Here is a 20,475-nt window from a genome sequence, read left to right on the forward strand (position 1 = left end):
TATACAAGAACATGTGTTCTAAGTCAAGGGCATATTTCCACCGTCTGATGGGCGGGTTCACGCGCCAGCGCCGGATGTAGGCGGGTCGATGCCAGCCAGGCTTCGACGGCTGCAACCGGCAGAATACCGCGTTCTGTCACAATTCCCGAAAGCAGTTCCAGTGGCGTCAAATCGAAATACCGATTGCGAATATGGACATTCCGGGGCGCTTCCGCCCAGATTTCGCTGCGGGGGCGGTCGAGTTGCTCGAGTTGGCGAAAACCAGGGATCAGGAACTTCTCGCTACCACAGAGCGCATAGAACGCAACCCCTCTGGCATGGGCTGTGAGCGCCATTCCATAGGTGCCGATCTTATTAACCAACCCATAGGTACTCAACATATCGGCGCCGACGAGCACCAGTTGCGCCTGCGCGATATGAGCGGGCAATTCGGCATCGATGACCAGATGGGTGGGAATGCCATACTCTGCCAGAATTGCTGCGGTCTGTCGTCCTTCCAGGATTGGGCGCGACTCGCCGCAGATGACGCGGAATCGCCGTCCTGCGCGTTGAGCATGGCGCAGCGCGTGCTGAACCGTCGTGCTGTACGACAGGGTCACAATCGTGATGCCGTCGGAAATCAGCGCCAGCGCGCCTTCGGCGACATGGAGCGCGTGCTGGCGCAGTTGATGCTTAAACGCTTCCGTTGTGTCGGCGACAGCGCGCACCAAATCGTGCCGCGTCTGCTGATCCTCGATAGCCCAGAGTACGCGATTAACCAGATTGACCAGCGGCGCCATTACCGGTTGCGCTCGTATGAGCGACCAGCCAAAGTCGCACAGATTGCGACGGAACTCCTGTGGCGACAACGATCCTATCGTTTCTGCGCGATGCATGATCAGGTCAGCGGCACGCTCTGCGATCTGAGCCGCTCCCTGGCGATTATCGACTGCGATTTCTGCAACTGGCTCCACGACCTGAACCCCTCACAAGACTGTACGACCGTGAATAGTGATCTTCATTATTATCGCACACACCGGCAACATGTGTACAATCACTTCGAAATCCATAGCGGCAGAACCGCGCCGCCCGTCCCACCGCCTGACTGCACAATGGGTGTCAGGACGCTGGCAATTGACCCGCCGACTGCGAAGCGAGACAGGCGTTCACCAGTGCTTCGAGACGCTCGATGGCAAATGGTTTCGCAAGGTAGGGATTGCCGGTCTGCGCCAGTCGCGCCTGTGTCGATGCCGTGATAGTGTCGCCGGTAATGAAAATAATGCGCTGCGCCAGATGTGGATCCCGCTGTCTGATGTGCTGATACAACTCGAAGCCGGTCATGCCGGGCATCTTGATGTCCGTCAGAATAAGATCGAATGATCGTTGCGCGATGATCTCAAACGCTGCTTCTCCGCTGGCGACGGTCGTCGGACGATGACCGAGATCGGTCAACAATCGCGCCAGCAGCGCACGCACTGCTTCCTCATCATCAACAACCAGAATCGCAGCGCCATGGTTCGTCTCTTCAGCATTCGTCTCTTCGTCAACCACGGTTGACGATGGTTCATCCGGCGCGTCGAGCACTATGTCGTAGTCATGGGTAAGCGGCAATTCGACATACATTGTCGTGCCGACGCCAACTTCGCTTTCCGCCCAGAGACGCCCGTGATGCTCCTGGATGATGCCGAAACAGATCGACAGACCCAACCCGGTTCCCTGACCAACCGGTTTGGTGGTGAAGAACGGATCGAAGATGCGGCTCAGGTTGCGCGGCGAAATACCGACGCCAGTATCGCTTACGGCGATACGAATGCACCGCTCCTCACGATTGCCCTCGCCGACGCACGGTTCGACCGACGTGCGCAGAGTCAGGGTTCCCTTGCCGCCGCGTTCGGTCATTGCCTGATGCGCATTGTTAATCAGGTTGAGGAACACCTGTTGTAATTGATGCGGATCGGCGACCGTTTGCGGCAGGTTGGGAGCGAAATCAGTCACGATAGTAATATTGTCGACGCGCAACTGATAGGCGCGCAGCGTCAGGGTGCTTTGCAGCACCTGATTGATATCGACAAGCGTGCGCTGCGGCTTATGTTCACGGGCGAACATGAGCAGATTCTGCACAATGCGCGCTGCGCGCTCTGCCTGCGTGTTGATGTGTTGCAGATCTTCGCGAATCCCCGGCGACAGGCTTGTATCACGCAGCATCAATTGCGTATAGCCGCTGATGCTGGTCAACGGATTGTTGACCTCGTGAGCGACGCCCGCGACAAGTTGCCCGATAGCGGAGAGTTTCTCCGATCTGATGAGTTGCTCTTCGAGACGACGGCGCTCTGTCAGATCGCGGGCAATGCAATGGATTGCCTCGGCGCGATCACCGTCCTGTATCAACCGCGCACTGACTTCGAGCACGACGGTCTCTTCGTCGTAGCGCCTGAGTTGCAGTTCGAATGGGGGCGTCGTCTCTCCCCGCAACACTTTGCTCAGCAGGCGCTCGACCGGCGCCCATGCATCCTCGAATAGCACGGTGCGCAATGGGCGACCGATCAGATCGTCTCCGGCATATCCTGTGATGGTCGGACCAACTTTGTTGATGCTGCGAATGTTGAGTTGGCGATCAAGGGTGAAGATCAGGTCGTTGGCGTTGTCGAACAGGTCGCGGTAGCGCGCTTCACTCTGTTTCACCTTCTGATAGAGGCGCGCATTTTCTATGGCAATGGCGGCATAATCGGCGAGCGCCGAGAGCAGATACTGATCATTTTCGCTAAACGTCCGTTCTGACTGTTGATTATCAACCGCAAGCACACCGATGACCTGATTGCCGACCATGAGCGGCACTTGCAGGATGGCGCGCACCAGGAAGCCGGTGATGACTTTGAGTTGCGCTCCGGCGCCGGCTTTATCGAGGCGGATTGGCTTGCCGGTGCGAATGACCTGCCCGGCGAGGCTATCGTCGATTGGCATGCGCAACTTTTGAGCGCGCTGCTCGCCGAGGTTCTTCGCTGCGCGCAGATAGAGTTCGTTGGCGTTGGGGTCGCGCAGCAACAAAAACCCTTCTTCAGCGCGAGTAATGTAGACCCCGGCTTCAACGATGCGCACCAGCAATTCTTCGAGGTCGAGCAAAGAACTCACCGACTTGCCAATGGAATACAGCACGGTCAGTTCTTGCACACGCTGGCGCAGATTGCGCGTCAGAAGTTCTTTTTCACGCTTGAGACGCCGCTCGCGCAGCGCCCGATCGATTGCCGCCTGCGCTTCCGTCTCGCTAAACGGCTTGATCAGGTAGTTCCGCGCTCCAAGCCGAAATGCTTCGACCGCAATCGCTTCCGACCCATGCGCCGTCATCAGGATCACGGGGACATCGTACCCTTCCTGAGCAATCATGCGCAGCAGATCGAGTCCACTGATGTCAGGAAGTTGCAGATCGAGCAGAATCAGATCGGGAATGCGCTGACGCAGGCGGTTGAGTCCCTGCCGTCCGGTGTGCGCAATCGTAGAGGCATAGCCGAGCTCCGGTAACACATACTCAGCAAGCATGGAGCAGATCTGCTTGCTGTCGTCGATGATCAGGATTTCTTCCATCAGTCAACCATCGATCGCATATCGCGGAGACGGCCATTACAGTACGCACTTTTCCACATTATACCGCATGCGCGCTCCTGCGCCAACCAACGAACAGGCGGATACTACCGATGATCAAGACTAAGCAGTTTCTTATGCAGGTCTAACATTTGGTTTACATGGCGGGTGCATACTGTCCCATTGGAAGCAATATTCAAAGGAGGTCGCTCTATGGAGCGTGGAACGAAATATGCGCTGATCTTCGGCATGGTGGTTACCCTGGTAATCGGTGCGCTTATCGGCGCTCTGGCCGGCGGCGGCGTTGCCTGGTATGTAACGCAGCAGCAGATTGAGCGGATTGCAGCACAACCGTCGACGCCCGCGCCAATTCCGGCGTCAATGCCGGCGACGACGGTCGTTCCGCAAGCAACTGACGTGCCGCTGCCAACTCCTGCCCAGGTCCCGACGCCGGCGCCAGCGGCGCCGGCAACGACTTCACCGGTTGTTGAGGCGGTTCAGAAGGTGTCGCCGGCGGTTGTGACGGTCGTGAACACGCTGGCATCAGGTGCGCAGGGATCGCCGCTGCTTGGCGATCTACCGTTTCCGCTGCCGGATCAACCCGGCGGTTCAGTGCGCCGCGGCAGCGGTTCTGGGGTCATTATCAGCCCGGATGGGTATATTCTTACCAACAATCACGTGATTGAAGGGTATCGCTCGCTCTCGGTCATTTTCTACGACGGTTCGCGCCGTGATGCAACATTGGTCGGCGCCGATCCACTGATGGATCTTGCCGTGGTCAAGGTCGATGGTCCGGTTCCCGGCGTGGCGACGCTGGGCGACTCCGACGCGCTCCAACCCGGTGAAACGGTCATTGCGATTGGCAGCCCGCTTGGCGACTTCCGCAACACGGTGACGGTTGGCGTGGTGAGCGCTCTCAACCGTTCGCTTGGCGCCGACGCACCCGAAGGATTGATCCAGACTGATGCGGCGATCAACAGCGGCAACAGCGGCGGTCCACTGATCAATCTGCGCGGTGAAGTCGTCGGGATCAATACGCTCGTCGTGCGGGGGAGCGGTTTGGGAACGGCGCCCATCGAAGGGCTTGGGTTTGCAGTGCCAAGCTCGATTGCCAGGCGGGTGAGCGAGCAGTTGATCGCCAATGGCAAAATCGTTTACCCGTTCCTCGGTGTGCGTTTTGGCACAATCGATGCTATGCTGGCGCTCGATAACGATCTGCCGGTCAATGCTGGCGCACTGATCTCCGCTGTCGAGCCGGGTGGACCGGCTGCCCGCGCCGGGTTGCGCAGCGGTGACATTGTGACCAAAGTTGATGGAAAGACGATTGGACCGGGGCAGTCGTTGCGTGCTCTGTTGCTGGAGTACAAACCGGGCGACACGGTTACGCTCGAGGTGTTGCGTAATGGTGAACGGCTGTCGTTGGACGTGACTCTGGGGACGCGCCCGGATTGAGTGATGAGCGGCAAGGGTTGCTGCAATCGTTTCGTTGGAGTGACGCTCAACACGCGGGTAGGTGGTGTGAGACGTGATTGTGGACAACATGCGTCGCGGGGTGTGCCGCCTGTGGATGCGCGACTATCGTTGGGAGGGAGGAGGGTATCGGTTGCGCTTGCCAGATGCATCGGGGTCGGTGTATCTGGCGAATGCCGGCGTGTCGTCCAGGATGGAAGGCGACGACCTCCGGCGCTGCGATGAGCGCAGGGAGGCGTTCAGCGGCTGCGCGGCGGTGGTGCAGGCGCGCGGTGACGCCGAGACGCGCCTGCGAATCGTCGAGGCAAGGAACTGTGACGACGGCGTGGCAAGGGGCAGCGCACCGGATTGCCTCCTGTTTCTCACCCTGCTCGCTTCAGCGCCGTCGCCACCTCGAACGGATCAACCGTGACGCACCCGGTGGCGAACAGTTCCATTGCACCCCAGTCGTTGTGGATACTCAACGCCGGTCCGCGGTCGGCGACACGCGCGATCACCGGCATGCCGCTCCAGGCGCCGGTTTTGTCGGTGAATGGCGGCAGCGCAATGCCAACATTGAAGGCGCGCACGTGGTGATGATCGATCAGAGCACGCAGGACGGGATAGATCAGGTCGGTCAAGCGGTCGGCGAGCAGTGCTGCATCCGCCCGATGTGACAGCAGAGCGACAATCTCGCGGTTGCGCAGCGGCGTCAAATGGGCAAATACATGACCCGCAGGCGTATCGGCAATCAGCAGATTCAGATCGGCATGCACCGCAATGAGATCGGAGACGTAGCGCGGAATGTCACCGTACTGGAGTGCGGCGCGACGCCAGAGTTCAGGTCTGGTATAGTGCATGGCACGCGCCAGCGACATCTGCATGTGCCCATGGGCGATAGTGGCGCCGCTGCGGGGCAGGCAGTTCCAGGTAATCATCGGGTAAATCGCCTGTGGGTCGCACCGGTGCGCTGCGTCGAGCCAGCGCAGCGCCACATCCAGGTAATCGGCAAACTGGTCGCGGTTGAAGTGGAGTGGGTGCGGTTCATCGAACACCACCAGACCATGCCATCCGTCGTATTTGGCAATGTTCGATGCAGTCACGCAAAAGCGACCGCGGATGCGCCCGAAGGTGTCGGCGCTGGTCGCCTGGAGCGGCTGGGCGAAGAAGTCGCGATCACGCAGTTCCGATTCGATCCAGGCGTGCAGGTCGGCGTCGCTGGTTGTCTTTCCTGCGGGTCGCAGCGCGCGCAGCGGATTGAACAGGGTTCCTTCGAGGGTGAAGCGATTGACGACGCGGATAATCGTTTGTCGACGAACTCCAGCAATATCGCCGAAACTGCTGGCAACCCATGCTTCCATTTCGCGGGGAATGACCGCCTGACCCTCGACGCGCTGTACAAAGAAGAGACGTTCGCACCGCGCACGATTGGTCGGCGGCAGAGCGGCGATTTGTTCAGGGAGGGTTGTGATCATACTATGTCTGCGGCATCTAACGATATATGTGGTAGTATACCATTCGGAGGCGCGTCCGCGCCGCGCCCAAGGAATAGGATAGAGGTCGTAGTGGTGGCGCGTTTCAGACGCGCCACCACTCTCCTGAGTCCGTGTTCATCGAGGCATACGATCCATGAAGAACATAACACACGCGCATGCCACGTTGCTGCGCACTCTGTTGCTGATGTGCCTGGCATTGCTGGTTGCGTGCAGCGCGCCGACGAGCGCAACAGTTGCTCCCTCGCCTGACGTGTCGCCAACTGTCGAATCGACGGCGACCCCTGTTCCATCTCCTGTTCCAATACCAACCCCTGCGCCCACCGCTACGCCGGAACCGCGTCTGGCGGAAGGAGTCTACATCGCCGGTATCGAGGTTGGCGGGTTGACCTCAACCGAGGCGCGGCAGGAATTGACGACACGCCTGGCGCCGCTGTTGCGTCCGCTCGATATTCGCGCTGGCGATCAGGAGATCATGCTGCGACCTGAAGATATTGGAATGCGCATCGCTCTCGATTCTATGCTCGACGTGGCACGCGCTGCGCCTATCGGCGAGCGTGTGCCGTTGCAGATTGTGTACCATGAAGACAAACTGCGCGCAGTGTTGACAGCGCTGAGTGAAGAAGTCAGCGTTCCAGCACAATTTTCGGTCCTGACCGAAACCAAAACTATTTCGCGCAGTTTTGTGATGGATGGCGGGTTGAGCATCGATATCGACAGTGCCATACAACAGATCGATGATCGCCTGCGCTCGGTGGGCGCGCCACGACGTGTGACGCTCACGCTTGCACCGCAGCGCGGACTGGCAGTGCGACCGGATCCGCAGATGCTTCAGGAGCAGCTTGAAACCATGGCGGACTCCTGGCGCGGCGTGATCGGCGTGTACGTCTATGACCTGACGAAGGCCGAAGTGGTCGCTGCTCTTAATCCCGATACCGCATTTTCAGCAGCCAGCACGATCAAGATGCCGATTATGCTCAACGCCTATATCAATCTGCCCGAATTCACCGAAAAGCAGCAGGCGGCGCTGCGCAGCATGATTGTTGACAGCGACAACCTGGCTGCGAATGCATTACTTGCGGCATCCGTCGGCGGCGTCGGCACTGAAGACGCCATCGTCGGCGCAGAACGGATGAGTGCAATGCTGGCTGATCTGGGTTTTACCGAGACGTTTCAGTACGTGCCGTTCGAGGCGCAGGATTATATCAAACTGATGAAACTCAAGGTAAAGGCGGGTCCTGCCCGTGGCGGGAAGCCGCCTTACACCGATGCCGGACGTTATCTGCGCACCACGCCGCGCGAAATGGCGACGCTGTATGTTGAAGTCGATCGCTGCGCGCGTGGCGAAGGTCTGCTGCTGGAGCGTTTCGACGATATGCTCACGCCGGAACGTTGCCAGGAAATGCTCGATAATCTGGCAAACAATGATGATAACCGACGCATGGTTGCCGGCATTCCCGAGGGCGTGCGCGTCGAGCACAAGAGCGGATGGATCGCCGATATGCAGGCGGATGTCGGTATTGTACGCTCGCCTGGCGGCGATTATGTGATCGCCATTTATGTGTATCGCCCTCTTGCCTCGGGTGATGCACCGGTTCCCGACCAGATTATGATGTCCACCATCGCTGCATTTTCGCGGTTGGTCTACACATATTTCAACCCGCTGACTGCATCGTAAGGTCTGGAGTCGGCGGTTTTCTTGCCAGGACCCGTGAGGTTTTAAGGGCGGACCAAACACCCGCGTGAACACCGGCACGCCCACCGTGGGACGGCCGCGCGCACGGCGCCGGTCCCATGCCCCCCCGCATACGGGGAGATCAGATGCAAACCTTTGTTCTAAGGGGACGGGGATGCCCCTGCCCCCGCATACGGTGGGGTCAGCTCCCCTGCCCCCCATATGGGGGGTTTAAGGGCGGACCGAACACCCGTGTGAACATCGGCACGCCCACCTTGGGACGTCCGCGTGTGGCGCCGGTCTCCCCGCTCCCGCGCGCGGGAGCGGGGCAGGGGGTGAGGGTAAAGGCGCACTCCTTCCGCCAGTAATATTCAACGGTTGATGCTACTGACCGTGATAAGCCGCTCCAGGCGCGCCAGGGCGGCGCCACTCTCAAGGCTCTGCCGCGCCTGCTGCAACCCCTCGCGCAGGTCGGCGGCGTAGTCGGCGGCAACAAGAGCGGCGGCGGCGTTCAGCAACGCCACGTCGCGCCGTGCTCCCCGTTCTTCTCCGCTGAGAATGGCGCGAACAATCGCCACGTTCGTCGATACATCGCCGCCGAGCAGCGCCTCGCGCGGGGCAGGCGTCAGCCCCAGGTCGCCGGCGCTGACCTCATACCGTCGCGGCTTGTGACCGGCACGCACTTCGATGACGAGGTTCGGTCCGCTCAGGGTCAGTTCATCCAGCCCGCCGTGCCCATGAACGACCAGAGCATGCTGCGCGCCGAGAAGGTAAAGCGCGCGCGCCATCTTCTCCGCCAGCGCCGGATCGGCGACACCAAGCGTCTGGTGGCGTGCCTGCGCCGGGTTGCTCAACGGACCGAGGGCGTTGAAGATGGTGCGGATGCCGATCTCACGGCGCACCGGTCCGACAAAGCGCATCGCCGGATGGAACTTCTGTGCGAACATGAACCCAATGCCCGCCTGTTCGAGACAGCGCGCCACGCCAGCGGCGTCGAGATCGATGGTGACCCCCAGCCCTTCGAGCACGTCGGCAGAGCCGCAGACACTCGACATGGCACGGTTGCCGTGCTTGGCGACCGTTGCGCCGGCGCCTGCCGCGATGAACGCGGCGGTCGTCGAAATGTTGAACGTGCCGGCGCTGTCGCCGCCGGTGCCGCATGTGTCGAGCAGCGGACCGTCGAAGTGGACGGGGATGGCTTTGGCGCGCATAACCCGCGCCATGCCGGCGATCTCGGCGTCGGTTTCGCCCTTCAGGTGGAGCGCTGTGAGCAGCGCCGCGACCTGCGCCGGGGTCGCCACGCCGGTCATAATTTCTTCCATCGCTTCGGCAGCCTGCTCTTCGGTGAGATCATGACCCCGAACGATCTGGATAATCTGATCACGGATTGGCATTGACAGGCTCCTGTGTCAGCTTGGGTTCGACCAGAAACGTCGGCGGCGCAGAACCGCCGCCGGCGGAAACGTTCAGTTTTGCAGCGGTGGCGATACGTGTCAGGCATCCCATCGCGCGGTCGCCATAGAGACATGGATCGGCATCGACATAATACGAGGAGAGAACAATCCCCTCGTTGTCCGACCAGATCGGATAGGGTTCTTCCGGCATCGGTACACGCTCTTGAAGCACGGATGGCTCGTCGAGCGCGCGTTCGAGCGCCCCTTCCCACGTCAGCGGTGAAGTTTCCCAGCCCAGGATAACCCCTTCGCCGCCATACGCATCGTTCGGTTTGAGCGCCAGGCGCTCACGGTGACGGCGGGCAAAGTCAAGCAGATCAACTCGTTCTCCCCGGTAGCGGGTCGTCCCCCGTTGCACCAACCGCGTCCAGGGAATATGACGCGCAACCGCCATCGCCGAGTCGGCGTCGAGGATGCCGCTCGCCGGTCCTTCGTCATCGGAGAGCAGCCACATGATCAGTTTGGTATGCGCCGGTTTCGTGCGAAACGGGTTGACGACGCACACCACGCGGTCGGCATAGGCGCGGATCAGCGGGTGGTGCAGATCGTACATGCTGAGGAATTCGTGCTGTAACAGGCGACGATAGACCAGATCGACCGGTCGCCAGGAGGCGCCGCCATCCGCCAGGCGCGTTTCGACGTACAGGCGCCCCCCCTGATATTGCAGGTCATCCGGCGTACAGACAACTGTCGGCAGTCCATCCGCTTCGAAGCGCTGCTGGAGGTGCTCGAACTCGGACCACGTCGTCACGCCGGGGAAATCGACAATGGCAACCGTCGGAGTCCCCCGTCCGCCCCAGGCGCGGTAGGCATCGAGCAGCATCTGTTGCAACTCCTGGCGCACCGGCAGCGCCGTCGCCTGGAAGGTTTCGCGGAATGCCGCCATGATCCGGGTCTGGTCGAAGATACCGGCAAGCGCGTCATCGTACCCGATCCCGGCGGGTGACTCGACATTCGCTTCGATGAACCAGCACCATGCGCCGTCCGGCGCCAGAAATCCGTCGAGGCGACCAAAGACGGTTGCGCCATGGTAGCCGGGGTCGATGGCAAGCAATTCACGTTCTGCCGGAGTAAGACGGTAGGGCGCCAGCAACGTCGGGTCGGTCAGTGCGGCTGCACTCACGGCGCGAATGGCGCGCCCGACGAGCGACGCAGCACGGGTCAGGGTCTCGTACTGCGCGCGGGTGATGAACCGTGGTCGCAGCACCGGGCAGATCAGACGGTCGCGTTGCGGACCGATGAGCATGCTGCGCGCGCGTTGTTCCGTGTCGAGGATTGTGAAGGTTTCGCGTGCCAGCGCCGCATCGAACAGGCTATGATAGTGCGCAATGATGCTGTCGAGATTGGCGGTCATGCTCAGCGCCCTGCCAGGAAATTGCGCAGCAATTCTTTACCCGCCTCGGTCATGATCGACTCAGGATGGAACTGCACCCCCTGCACCGGATGGTCGCGGTGGCGCACCCCCATAATCAGTCCATCGTCGGTCCATGCTGTAATCTCCAGACAATCGGGCAGATCGTCACGGCGCACAATCAGCGAATGATAGCGCGTCGCCCGAAACGGCGCAGGCAGACCGGCGAACACCCCCTGCTCGTTATGATGAATGAGGGAGACCTTGCCGTGCATCGCCTTTGGCGCGCGCACGACGGCGCCGCCGTATGCCGCGCCAATTGCCTGATGCCCCAGGCAGACGCCGAGGAGCGGGATCGTCGCACCCAGTTCGCGAATGAGTGCGACACTGATGCCCGCTTCGTTCGGGGTGCATGGTCCTGGCGATATGACGATCTTCTCCGGCGCCAGCGCTGCCACCTCGCCGACCGTCAGTTCATCGTTGCGTTTCACCGTCACCTGCGCCCCAAGTTCGCTCAGATACTGGTAGAGATTGTAGGTGAAGGAGTCGTAGTTATCGAGAAGGAGGATCATAGGTCGCCCTCCGCTGCGTCAATGGCGCGCAGCAGCGCTGCCGCCTTGTTGCAACTTTCCTCATACTCTGCCGCCGGGTCACTGTCCGCGACCACCCCCCCGCCCGCCTGCACATACGCGATGCCGTCTTTGACGACCATTGTGCGCAGCGCAATGCAGGTATCGAGATCGCCATTGAAGCCGACGTGTCCGACCGCGCCGGCGTAGATGCCGCGCTGTTCACCTTCGAGTTCGGCGATGATCTCCATAGCGCGGATCTTCGGCGCGCCGCTGACGGTTCCGGCGGGGAATACGGCGCGCAACGCATCGAGTGCCGTCATATCGCTGCGCAGTTTGCCGGTGACATGGCTCACCAGGTGCATCACGTGGCTGAACTTTTCTACCTCCATAAATGCCGGAACCCGAACCGTTCCCGGTTCCGACACGCGCCCCAGGTCGTTGCGCCCCAGATCGACGAGCATCAGGTGCTCGGCGCGCTCTTTTTCGTCTGCCAGCAACTCCTGCGCCAGCCGCGCGTCCTCTTCCGGGTCTTTGCCGCGGCGACGGGTGCCCGCAATCGGATGCGTGGTCACTATTCCTTCCTCGACGCGCACCAGCAATTCCGGCGACGCGCCGACCAGGTCGCCTTCGGGGGTGTGGAGGTAGAACATATACGGCGACGGATTGATCGTGCGCAGCGCGCGGTAAATGGCGAAGGGATGGACGCGCACCGGGCGGCTGAAGCGTTGCGAGGGCACGACCTGAAAGATGTCGCCAGCCGCGATGTACTCTTTGGCGACGTTGACGCGCCGCATGTATTCGTCGCGGGTGACGTTCGACGCAATAGTGACCGGCGCCGATGTTTCGGAGGGCCAGGGTTCATAATTCGCCACGAAGGAAAAAGTACGCTCCTGCGGCGTCTCGGCAGAATCACGCTCCGCCGGGAGTGCGTGGTTGTGTAGTGGAAGCGGCTGTCGCAGTCGCTCGATCAGCGCTTCGATCCGAGCCGCAGCACGCTGATAGGCGCCCTCGAGATCCGGGTCGTCCAGGTGGACGTGGGTCAGCACCTTGATCTTGTGGCGCAGATGATCGAAGACCAGCAGCGTATCAACAAATTGCCACAGTCCTTCGGGCATCGCATAGCCGCGTTTCTCCGGGCGCGGCAGGCGCTCGAAATAGCCGACCGTCTCGTAACTGAAGTAGCCGACGGCGCCACCGACGAAGCGCGGCAGATCGGGCAGGCGCACCGGGCGATAGGCGCTCAGGTAGGAGTGAAGCACATGCAGCGGATCGGTGTAGGGCAGCGTCTGCTTGTACCCGCCCTGCACCGCGCTGGCGACTCCCTGATCGAAACGGAGTGTCATGTACGGTTCGACGCCGATGAACGAGTAGCGCGCGATGTGCTGCCCGCCTTCGACCGATTCGAGCAGGAAGCTCCACGGTTCGCGCGCAACTTTGAGGAATGCCGATACCGGCGTTTCCAGATCGGCGAGCACCTCGGCGTAGAGTGGGCAGAGGTTGCCCTGCCCGACCAGGGCGCGCATCTCTTGAAGCGATGGAAAAAGTTTCATAGTATCCCCCCTGCAGTTGCGCCATGTGCCTGTGCGCCTGTTGAATGATCCACAAAGGGCGCGAAGCGGCGCGAAGGACTGTTTCCCTGGGTTGTTTGATGTTTGTGCGTTCAATCTTCGCACCTTCAACCTTCAACCTTCATACCTGTGGAATTCACCACAGAGCCACAGAGAGCACAGAGAGAAACGCCTTCGATCTGCGCGCCGTCTTGTGTGCGAACGTGCAACGGGCAACGTGCCATAGCACCGCCAACCCTACGTGCAACCTTACCACGTTCAACGTTCAACATTGGCAGGTGTGCTGCCTCACCCCCCTCGCCTCTTGCCTCATCCCTCTTGCCCCTCGCCTCTTGCCTCCTGCCTCGTCCGCTGGATGATCCACAAAGAGCGCGAAGCGGCACGAAGGACTGTTTCCCTGGGTTGTTTGATGTTTGTGCGTTCAATCTTCGCACCTTCAACCTTCAACCTTCATACCTGTGGAATTCACCACAGAGCCACAGAGAGCACAGAGAGAAACGCCTTCGATCTGCGCGCCGTCTTGTGTGCGAACGTGCAACGGGCAACGTGCCATAGCACCGCCAACCCTACGTGCAACCTTACCACGTTCAACGTTCAACGTTGGCAGGTGTGCTGCCTCACCCCCCTCGCCTCTTGCCTCATCCCTCTTGCCCCTCGCCTCTTGCCTCCTGCCTCGTCCGCTGGATGATCCACAAAGAGCGCGAAGCGGCACGAAGGACTGTTTCCCTGGGTTGTTTGATGTTTGTGCGTTCAATCTTCGCACCTTCAACCTTCAGCCTTCATACCTGTGGAATTCATCACAGAGCCACAGAGAGCACAGAGAGAACCGCCTTCGATCTGCCCTCGCGCCTCGTCCCTCGCGCCTCGCGCCTCACCCCTCTGCCCTCTGCCCTCGCGCCTCGCGCCTCTCATACCAATGACCGGTGACCATCCGGCAGTGTCACCCCGAGCCGCGCGAGGGGTCGTGCGCGACCCGCGCAGATTCCTCGCTGCGTTTACCCTGAGCGAAGCGAAGGGCTCGGAATGACACGCATGCGGCATCGTCAATCGTCATTGCTATCACCCCTCGCCTCGCGCCTCAAGCCTCACCCCCCTCGCCTCTTGCCTCAAGCCTTGTCCGCTGGATGATCCACGAAGGGCGCGAAGCGGCACGAAGGACTGTTTCCCTGGGTTGTTTGATGTTCGTGCGTTCAATCTTCGCACCTTCAACCTTCAGCCTTCATACCTGTGGAATTCATCACAGAGCCACAGAGAGCACAGAGAGAACCGCCTTCGATCTGCCCTCGCGCCTCGCGCCTCACCCCCCTCGCCTCTTGCCTCATCCCCCTCGCCTCTTGCCTCTTGCCTCACCCCCCTCGCCTCGCGCCTCACGCCTCGCGCCTTCAGATGAATTTCAGCCCCATCGCCTCTTTCATCATGTTGAGGGTTTTGTCGGCTTCGGCGCGCGCGCGGGCGGAACCGGCAGCCAGAATTTCCTCGACGATGCGCGGGTTGCGTTCGTACTGCGCGCGTCGTTCGCGGATCGGATCGAGGAAGGCGTTGATCGCCGCCGCGAGTTTGCGCTTCACCTCGACATCGCCGACTTTCCCCTGGCGGTATCGTTCCTTGAGATCGTTCACTTCATCGGCATTCGGATTGAAAGCGTCGTGGTAGATGAACACCGGATTCCCTTCGACCGTGCCGGGAATATCGGCGCGAATGCGGTTGGGATCGGTGTACATCCGGCGCACCTTCTCCTCGACAGTCCTGGCGTCATCGCTCAGGTAGATGGCATTATCCAGGCTTTTCGACATCTTCGCCTGACCATCGATTCCCACCAGCGTCGGCACATCGCCAATCAGGGTTTCGGGTTCGGGCAGCACCTCACCGTAGAGGGTGTTGAAGCGACGCGCAATTTCGCGTGTCACTTCCAGGTGCGACGCCTGATCCTTGCCGACCGGCACAAGATCGGCGCGCACACAGAGGATGTCGGCGGCCTGGAGCACCGGATACCCCAGCAACCCATAGGATGGCTGCTCGATGTGCAGGTCCTGCATGACTTCTTTCAGCGTCGGCACGCGTTGCAGGCGCGGAACGGTCGTCAGCATGCCGAAGATCAGCGCGATTTCACTGATTGCCGGCACCATCGACTGGAGGAAGTAGGTCGATTTCTCCGGGTCGATCCCGACACTCAGATTATCGAGCACCACATGCCGAATATTCTCACCGGTCTGGCGCAGACGCTCGAGTTCGGTGCGCGTGGTCAGCATGTGCAGGTCGGCGACCAGGAAGAAGCATTCGTACTCGTCCTGCAAGCGCACCCGGTTTGCCAATGTGCCAACATAGTGCCCCAGGTGCATGCGTCCAGTTGGACGGTCGCCGGTCAATATTCGTTTTTTCGGTTGGGTCATAGAAGCCTCCATGTCAAAGGTATGGTATAGTTTGTGTGAAAGTAGGCTGATGATCTGGCGCCCATAGAACATGGATTGACATAGATGCGACAGATTCGCGCGAATCTGCCGATGACAAAAAGCCGTCGATCTGTATGAGTCTGTTTCGATCCGCGAAAATCCGTGCGTTCCCCTGCACTGCGTCAACCGGAGCATTCAGACACTCTATCAATTTGCGACTATGCCATCAAAACATCTGTCTCGCCGCGCGGCTCTGTCTGCCGCTGCGACATTCGCCGCGCTTGCGTCGATCCCTTCCGCGTTTGCGCAGGAAGGCGTAGCGCTTGTTGCCCGTCGCGCGGTGGTTGCGCCGCTCCAACCGGTCGAGGTTGACGTGCGCATTCCCGGATACACCGGTCCTGCTGCCGTTATCCTGTTCGACAGCCGCAAACGGTTCGCCGGCGTTGCCGAAGGACACGTCGAGAACGGCATTGGAACCCTGATCGCCGTGCCGCGCGGCGCGCCCGGTGCGCAGTGGGTGGCGTTGTTCGCCTCTGGTCGATTCGTCGCCGCCAATCCGGCGCTGTTCTCACTCGATGCGCGCACCGAAATCTGGACCGGGCAGGAACGCTTCGACCGGTTTGTGCCGAATGCGGCTGCCATATTTGCTGCTGCCACGCTGTCGTACACCTTCAATGGCGCATTCTTTCACGGTTACCGTTCGCCCGACAGCCCGCTGATCTGGTTGCGCGACCACGTGTACGCACAACGCGGCGCGCGCTACTTCGACGCCGATCTCAAAACCGCCTTTGACGACTTTCGCCGCTACCAGCAACCGGATGGCAGTTTCCCCGATTTCCTGCCGCGCCCTCCATGGACTGATCGCGCGCTCCGGGTGCCGGTCGAAGCCGACGTTGAGTACCTCTACGTCCAGGGAGTGTACGAAGCCTGGCAGGCGACTGGCGACGATGCCTGGATGCGTAGCCACCTGGAACCGATGCGGCGCGCCGTGACGTACTCGTTGCAGCACCCGCTGCGCTGGGACGCCGAACGTGGTCTGATCAAGCGCCCTTTCACCATTGACACCTGGGATTTCGAGTACGGTTCGACGACGACCGACCCGGAAACGGGCAAGCCTGCGCCGCGCCACTGGATCGACGACAAGACGATCTGGGGCGTTTTTCACGGCGACAACACCGGCATGGCACAGGCGCTGACGATGCTGGCGCGGATGGAAGAGCGCGTCGGCGATGCAACCCTGGCGCGTGTCTGGCGTGATGTTGCCGCCGGTCTGATACGCAACCTGAATGCGCTCAGTTGGAACGGGCGCTTCTTCCGCCATCATGTCCCCTTTCAGTCCTTCGACATCCCCGGCGTTGATCGGGAGCGGCAGTTGAGCCTCTCGAACGCCTATGCGCTCAACCGTGGCGTGCTCACCGTTCAGCAGGGGCAGGCGATCATCGACGAATATATCGAACGCTCGAAGACTATGCGCGCATTCGCGGAATGGTTTAGCATCGATCCGCCCTTTCCACCGGGAAGTTTCGGGCTTGCGGGGCGCAGCGGCGAACTCCCCGGCGCGTATGTCAACGGCGGCATCATGCCGATCACCGGCGGCGAACTGGCGCGCGGCGCATTTCGCTACGGCAACGAAACCTATGGCTTCGCCATTCTCGAACACTACTGGCTGCGCATGCTCAGTCGCGGGCGCACCTTTCTCTGGTACCATCCCGACGGCGCAGAAGGGGTCGGCTCCGATGACACCATTCCGACCGATGCGTGGGGGACGGCTGCGATGTTTACTGCGCTGATCGAGGGCGCTGCCGGCATCGAGGATCAGGGCATCGCCATGCGCGATGTAATCGTCAGCCCTCGCTGGGGCGCCGCTGGTCTGACCTCGGCGTATGTCTCGGCGCGCTACCCGGCGAGCGACGGGTATCTGGCGTATGCCTGGCGTCAGCATCCGCGCCGTATCGACCTCGACCTGAGCGGGGTCTTTGATCGCGCGCGAGTGAGGGTGCTGCTGCCGCAGGACACGCCGGGATCGGTCGAAGCGCTGGTCAACGGTGTGCCCGTGCCGCATACCATCGAAACCCTGCGCGCCAGCCGGTATGTCATCATCGACGTAGCGGATATGGCAGTTGTTCAGGTACAGGTGCGCTGGTAGCGACGCATTACGCGAGCGCTGCCCGCAGCCTTTGGAACAGGACACGGATGTCCACAGGTGCGACGGATCAAGACGGAATCGATCAGTGTCCATCCGTTCCATCCGCGACCATCCGTGTCCTATGGGCTGCACCCTTCGGAACAGGAAGCGGATCTGCACGGATGAAAAGGGATCGCCCCGTGGCAATCCGTTCCATGCGCGCCGATCCGTGTCCTGTCTACTCCACCGACGGCAACCCGGCGAGCGCCATGGCGACCTCTTTCTCAGAGTACTCGTAGTCGCGCAGTTTACCTGCCATGTAGTCGGTATACGCCTGCATATCGAAGTGCCCGTGTCCGCAGAGGTTAAACAAGATCGCGCGGCTGACCCCTTCCTCCTTGCAGCGCAGCGCCTCACGGATCGCACCCGCAACGGCGTGGTTGGCTTCCGGCGCCGGGATGATCCCCTCTGCACGAGCGAACTGAATGCCTGCCGCGAACGTCTCAAGTTGTTGAACGTTGATCGCCTCGATCACTCCCAATTCGAGCAGATGACTGACCAGCGGCGCCATACCGTGGTAGCGCAGCCCACCGGCATGAATCCCCGGCGGCACAAAATCATGTCCCAGAGTGTGCATCTTGACGAGCGGCGTCAGTTTGGCGGTGTCGCCAAAGTCGTAGGCATACTTACCGCGCGTCATACTCGGGCAGGCTGCCGGTTCGACCGCCACCACACGCACATTGCGCTCGCCGCGCAGTTTCTTTCCGATGAACGGGAACGAGATGCCGCTGAAGTTGCTGCCGCCGCCAGTGCAGCCAACGATAATATCGGGATAATCACCCGCCATCTCCATCTGCGCCAGCGCCTCTTCGCCGATAACAGTCTGGTGCAGCAGCACGTGGTTGAGCACGCTGCCGAGCGAATACTTCGCCTCCGGGTCCTGTGCTGCCACCTCGACCGCTTCGGAGATAGCGATTCCCAGGCTGCCGGTGCTATCGGGATGTTCGGCAAGGATCGCTCGCCCGGCGTTGGTCTCTTCGCTGGGGCTGGCGACCACGCGCGCGCCGTAGGCTTCCATCAGCGCGCGGCGGTACGGCTTCTGCTGGTAACTGACCTTGACCATAAAGACCAGCACCTCAATCCCGAAGAACGCGCCCGCCATTGCCAGCGACGAACCCCATTGCCCCGCGCCGGTTTCGGTCACCAGGCGTTTGACCCCTTCCTGTTGGTTGTAGTACGCCTGCGCGACGGCGGTATTCGGCTTATGGCTTCCTGCGGGACTGACGCCCTCATACTTGTAGTAAATGCGGGCTGGCGTGTCGAGCGCTTGTTCGAGGCGTCGCGCGCGGAACAGCGGCGTCGGGCGCCACTGGCGATAGATTGTCTGCACCTCTTCGGGAATTTCGATGAAGCGCTCGGTGCTCACCTCCTGCATGATCAGCGCCATCGGAAAGAGCGGCGCCAGGTCCTGCGGACCAATCGGCTGTCCTGTGCCGGGATGGAGCACCGGTGGCGGCGGTGTGGGCAGATCTGCCTGAATATTATACCAGGCGGTCGGCATCTGATCCTCAGCGAGCAGATACTTGACGGTCTTCATGGAACGTCCCTCCTCAGCAGAGCAACTACGGTGCAGGCGATATCGTTGACAGCGCGCGTCGCGCCTGCATCGAACGGCGCGCGCCGCGAATCAAAAAAACCTCTCGTCCCCTGCCAGGGACGAGAGGCTGAAGAACCTCACGCGGTGCCACCCCGGTTCGCCGCGCTTTACGGCGCGACGCCCTCTGCGAGTACGGCGCGCGACGCGCGCGATACCCCGCGCCCTGATAACGGCGGCGTTTCCGGCGGCTCCTACTGCGGACAACGCACAGCGTTGCCGGTTCGCTCCGCAACTCCCGGGCCCATTCCGCACCGTCGCCTGCACCGACCTCACACCACGCCGTCGGCTCGCTGCGCCGCGCCCTGGTGCGTACTCTTCCCGTTCATCGCTGTTAATTTCTGGTTGATGTGCCTGTGAGTATAGCAGGAAGTGGGGAGGATGTCAAACCGGTTTTTTGCCCCTTCGTGCCACTCCTGTGGAGAGCGTCCCCATGGAGCGGGCGTTCGTTTTATGGTCACACCGAACATTGTTCCCTCTCTCGGCGGATTCAAGGACAGACAGAGCATCCGAACGAACAGCGGCACTCCCACAGGGGGTGAGGGAAAAACGGCGCATCCCAACGCTATGCATGCCCGCAATGCTCATGCGCGCGGTCCGCCCTTGAACTCAGCGGAAGAGGGTCGGTTGGGGGCAACCGGCGCGGTTGGTCCGGCGCAGAATCGTCTGAGCAACGACCGGACCCTGAGCGTTTTCTCAACTTGGGATGGGGTTGGGCGAGGATCGGCACAGATTGTTGGTTGGAAGCGTCGATCACGCGCGCTGTGATCTCTTCATGACGGTGCGGCGCGCCTCTTCGCCCTATCGAGCGAGACGACAACCGGGAATGAACCTTTGCGGCAGGCGCGCCGGGCGATGCCCAAACACGTCCCCGACAACCCGACGTTTGATGAATACGCTCTGTGCGCGCCCAAATGCGCAGTCGGCGTGGCGATCATCACGTGCGGAAGAAGTCGATGACCGACCCGCGATCTTCTTCGCTCGGCATAATCTCGACAAACGTGATGCGCCACCAGGGGAAGATGACACTCTGAACGCCGGGCGCCAGGTAGGGCACGTCTTTGCCATCGCGCTTGCGCATATTCGTGACCTTGATGAACATGTCGCCCGGCTGTGGTTCCTGATCGATGTCTGCCAGAACCGGATCTTCGCCGGCAATGTGCAAAATGACGGTTCTTGCCACGTTCGG

General features: G+C 61.0%; 14 protein-coding genes. 4 read left to right on the top strand and 10 right to left on the bottom strand.

The features are described 5' to 3' along the window. Window positions 1-23: 23 nt before the first annotated feature. Entirely contained in the window at window positions 24-953 is a 930-nt protein-coding gene (locus tag RCAS_RS11035) for a translation initiation factor eIF-2B (protein WP_012120656.1), read from the bottom strand. Window positions 954-1,098: 145 nt separating this feature from the next. After that, window positions 1,099-3,558 (bottom strand): response regulator, encoded by a 2,460-nt coding sequence (locus RCAS_RS11040; protein WP_012120657.1) that lies wholly within the window; start codon window positions 3,556-3,558, stop codon window positions 1,099-1,101. Between the two features lie 210 nt (window positions 3,559-3,768). On the opposite strand from RCAS_RS11040, the gene RCAS_RS26215 reads away from it, so the two are divergent. Both RCAS_RS26215 and RCAS_RS11050 read left to right on the top strand, forming a co-directional pair. After that, on the top strand, window positions 3,769-5,007 hold the full coding sequence (locus RCAS_RS26215; protein ID WP_012120658.1) for a S1C family serine protease: 1,239 nt from the start codon (window positions 3,769-3,771) through the stop codon (window positions 5,005-5,007). Window positions 5,008-5,080: 73 nt separating this feature from the next. Next, window positions 5,081-5,437 carry a hypothetical protein gene (locus RCAS_RS11050; protein WP_041330620.1) on the top strand — a complete coding sequence of 119 codons (357 nt, stop codon included), beginning with the start codon at window positions 5,081-5,083 and terminating at the stop codon, window positions 5,435-5,437. On the opposite strand, the gene RCAS_RS11055 is transcribed toward RCAS_RS11050, so the two are convergent. Then, complete coding sequence (locus tag RCAS_RS11055; RefSeq protein ID WP_012120659.1) at window positions 5,388-6,479, bottom strand: hypothetical protein; 1,092 nt, start codon at window positions 6,477-6,479, stop codon at window positions 5,388-5,390. The two genes, RCAS_RS11050 and RCAS_RS11055, sit on opposite strands and share 50 nt — an antisense overlap. Window positions 6,480-6,633: 154 nt before the next feature. On the opposite strand from RCAS_RS11055, the gene RCAS_RS11060 reads away from it, so the two are divergent. Beyond that, window positions 6,634-8,175, top strand: coding sequence for a serine hydrolase (locus RCAS_RS11060; protein WP_012120660.1), 1,542 nt, complete (start codon window positions 6,634-6,636; stop codon window positions 8,173-8,175). 368 nt (window positions 8,176-8,543) lie between these two features. On the opposite strand, the gene trpD is transcribed toward RCAS_RS11060, so the two are convergent. The 5 genes from trpD to trpS all read right to left on the bottom strand — a co-directional run bounded on the left by trpD (window position 8,544) and on the right by trpS (window position 15,507). Beyond that, complete coding sequence (gene trpD, locus RCAS_RS11065; RefSeq protein ID WP_012120661.1) at window positions 8,544-9,566, bottom strand: anthranilate phosphoribosyltransferase; 1,023 nt, start codon at window positions 9,564-9,566, stop codon at window positions 8,544-8,546. Beyond that, window positions 9,553-10,980: a hypothetical protein gene (locus tag RCAS_RS11070; protein ID WP_012120662.1), complete on the bottom strand. Its 1,428-nt coding sequence runs from the start codon at window positions 10,978-10,980 to the stop codon at window positions 9,553-9,555. The genes trpD and RCAS_RS11070 overlap by 14 nt, the downstream gene beginning before the upstream one ends. A gap of 2 nt (window positions 10,981-10,982) precedes the next feature. Beyond that, window positions 10,983-11,549, bottom strand: a complete 567-nt coding sequence (locus tag RCAS_RS11075) for an anthranilate synthase component II (RefSeq protein WP_012120663.1) — start codon at window positions 11,547-11,549, stop codon at window positions 10,983-10,985. Continuing rightward, window positions 11,546-13,099 (bottom strand): anthranilate synthase component I, encoded by a 1,554-nt coding sequence (gene trpE / locus RCAS_RS11080; protein ID WP_012120664.1) that lies wholly within the window; start codon window positions 13,097-13,099, stop codon window positions 11,546-11,548. Before trpE ends, RCAS_RS11075 begins: the two co-directional genes overlap by 4 nt. Window positions 13,100-14,499: 1,400 nt before the next feature. Beyond that, window positions 14,500-15,507 (bottom strand): tryptophan--tRNA ligase, encoded by a 1,008-nt coding sequence (gene trpS, locus RCAS_RS11085; protein WP_012120665.1) that lies wholly within the window; start codon window positions 15,505-15,507, stop codon window positions 14,500-14,502. A 220-nt stretch (window positions 15,508-15,727) separates the two neighbouring features. Between trpS and RCAS_RS11090 the strand changes: the two genes are divergently transcribed. Next, window positions 15,728-17,653, top strand: coding sequence for a glucosidase family protein (locus tag RCAS_RS11090; RefSeq protein WP_012120666.1), 1,926 nt, complete (start codon window positions 15,728-15,730; stop codon window positions 17,651-17,653). Between the two features lie 217 nt (window positions 17,654-17,870). On the opposite strand, the gene RCAS_RS11095 is transcribed toward RCAS_RS11090, so the two are convergent. Together RCAS_RS11095 and RCAS_RS11105 are read right to left on the bottom strand one after the other, a co-directional pair. Next, window positions 17,871-19,229, bottom strand: a complete 1,359-nt coding sequence (locus tag RCAS_RS11095; protein ID WP_012120667.1) for a TrpB-like pyridoxal phosphate-dependent enzyme — start codon at window positions 19,227-19,229, stop codon at window positions 17,871-17,873. 994 nt (window positions 19,230-20,223) lie between these two features. Continuing rightward, window positions 20,224-20,469 carry a hypothetical protein gene (locus tag RCAS_RS11105; protein ID WP_012120668.1) on the bottom strand — a complete coding sequence of 82 codons (246 nt, stop codon included), beginning with the start codon at window positions 20,467-20,469 and terminating at the stop codon, window positions 20,224-20,226. Between the last annotated feature and the right edge of the window lie 6 nt (window positions 20,470-20,475).

The sequence above is a fragment of the Roseiflexus castenholzii DSM 13941 genome (genome assembly GCF_000017805.1).
Lineage (GTDB): Bacteria > Chloroflexota > Chloroflexia > Chloroflexales > Roseiflexaceae > Roseiflexus > Roseiflexus castenholzii.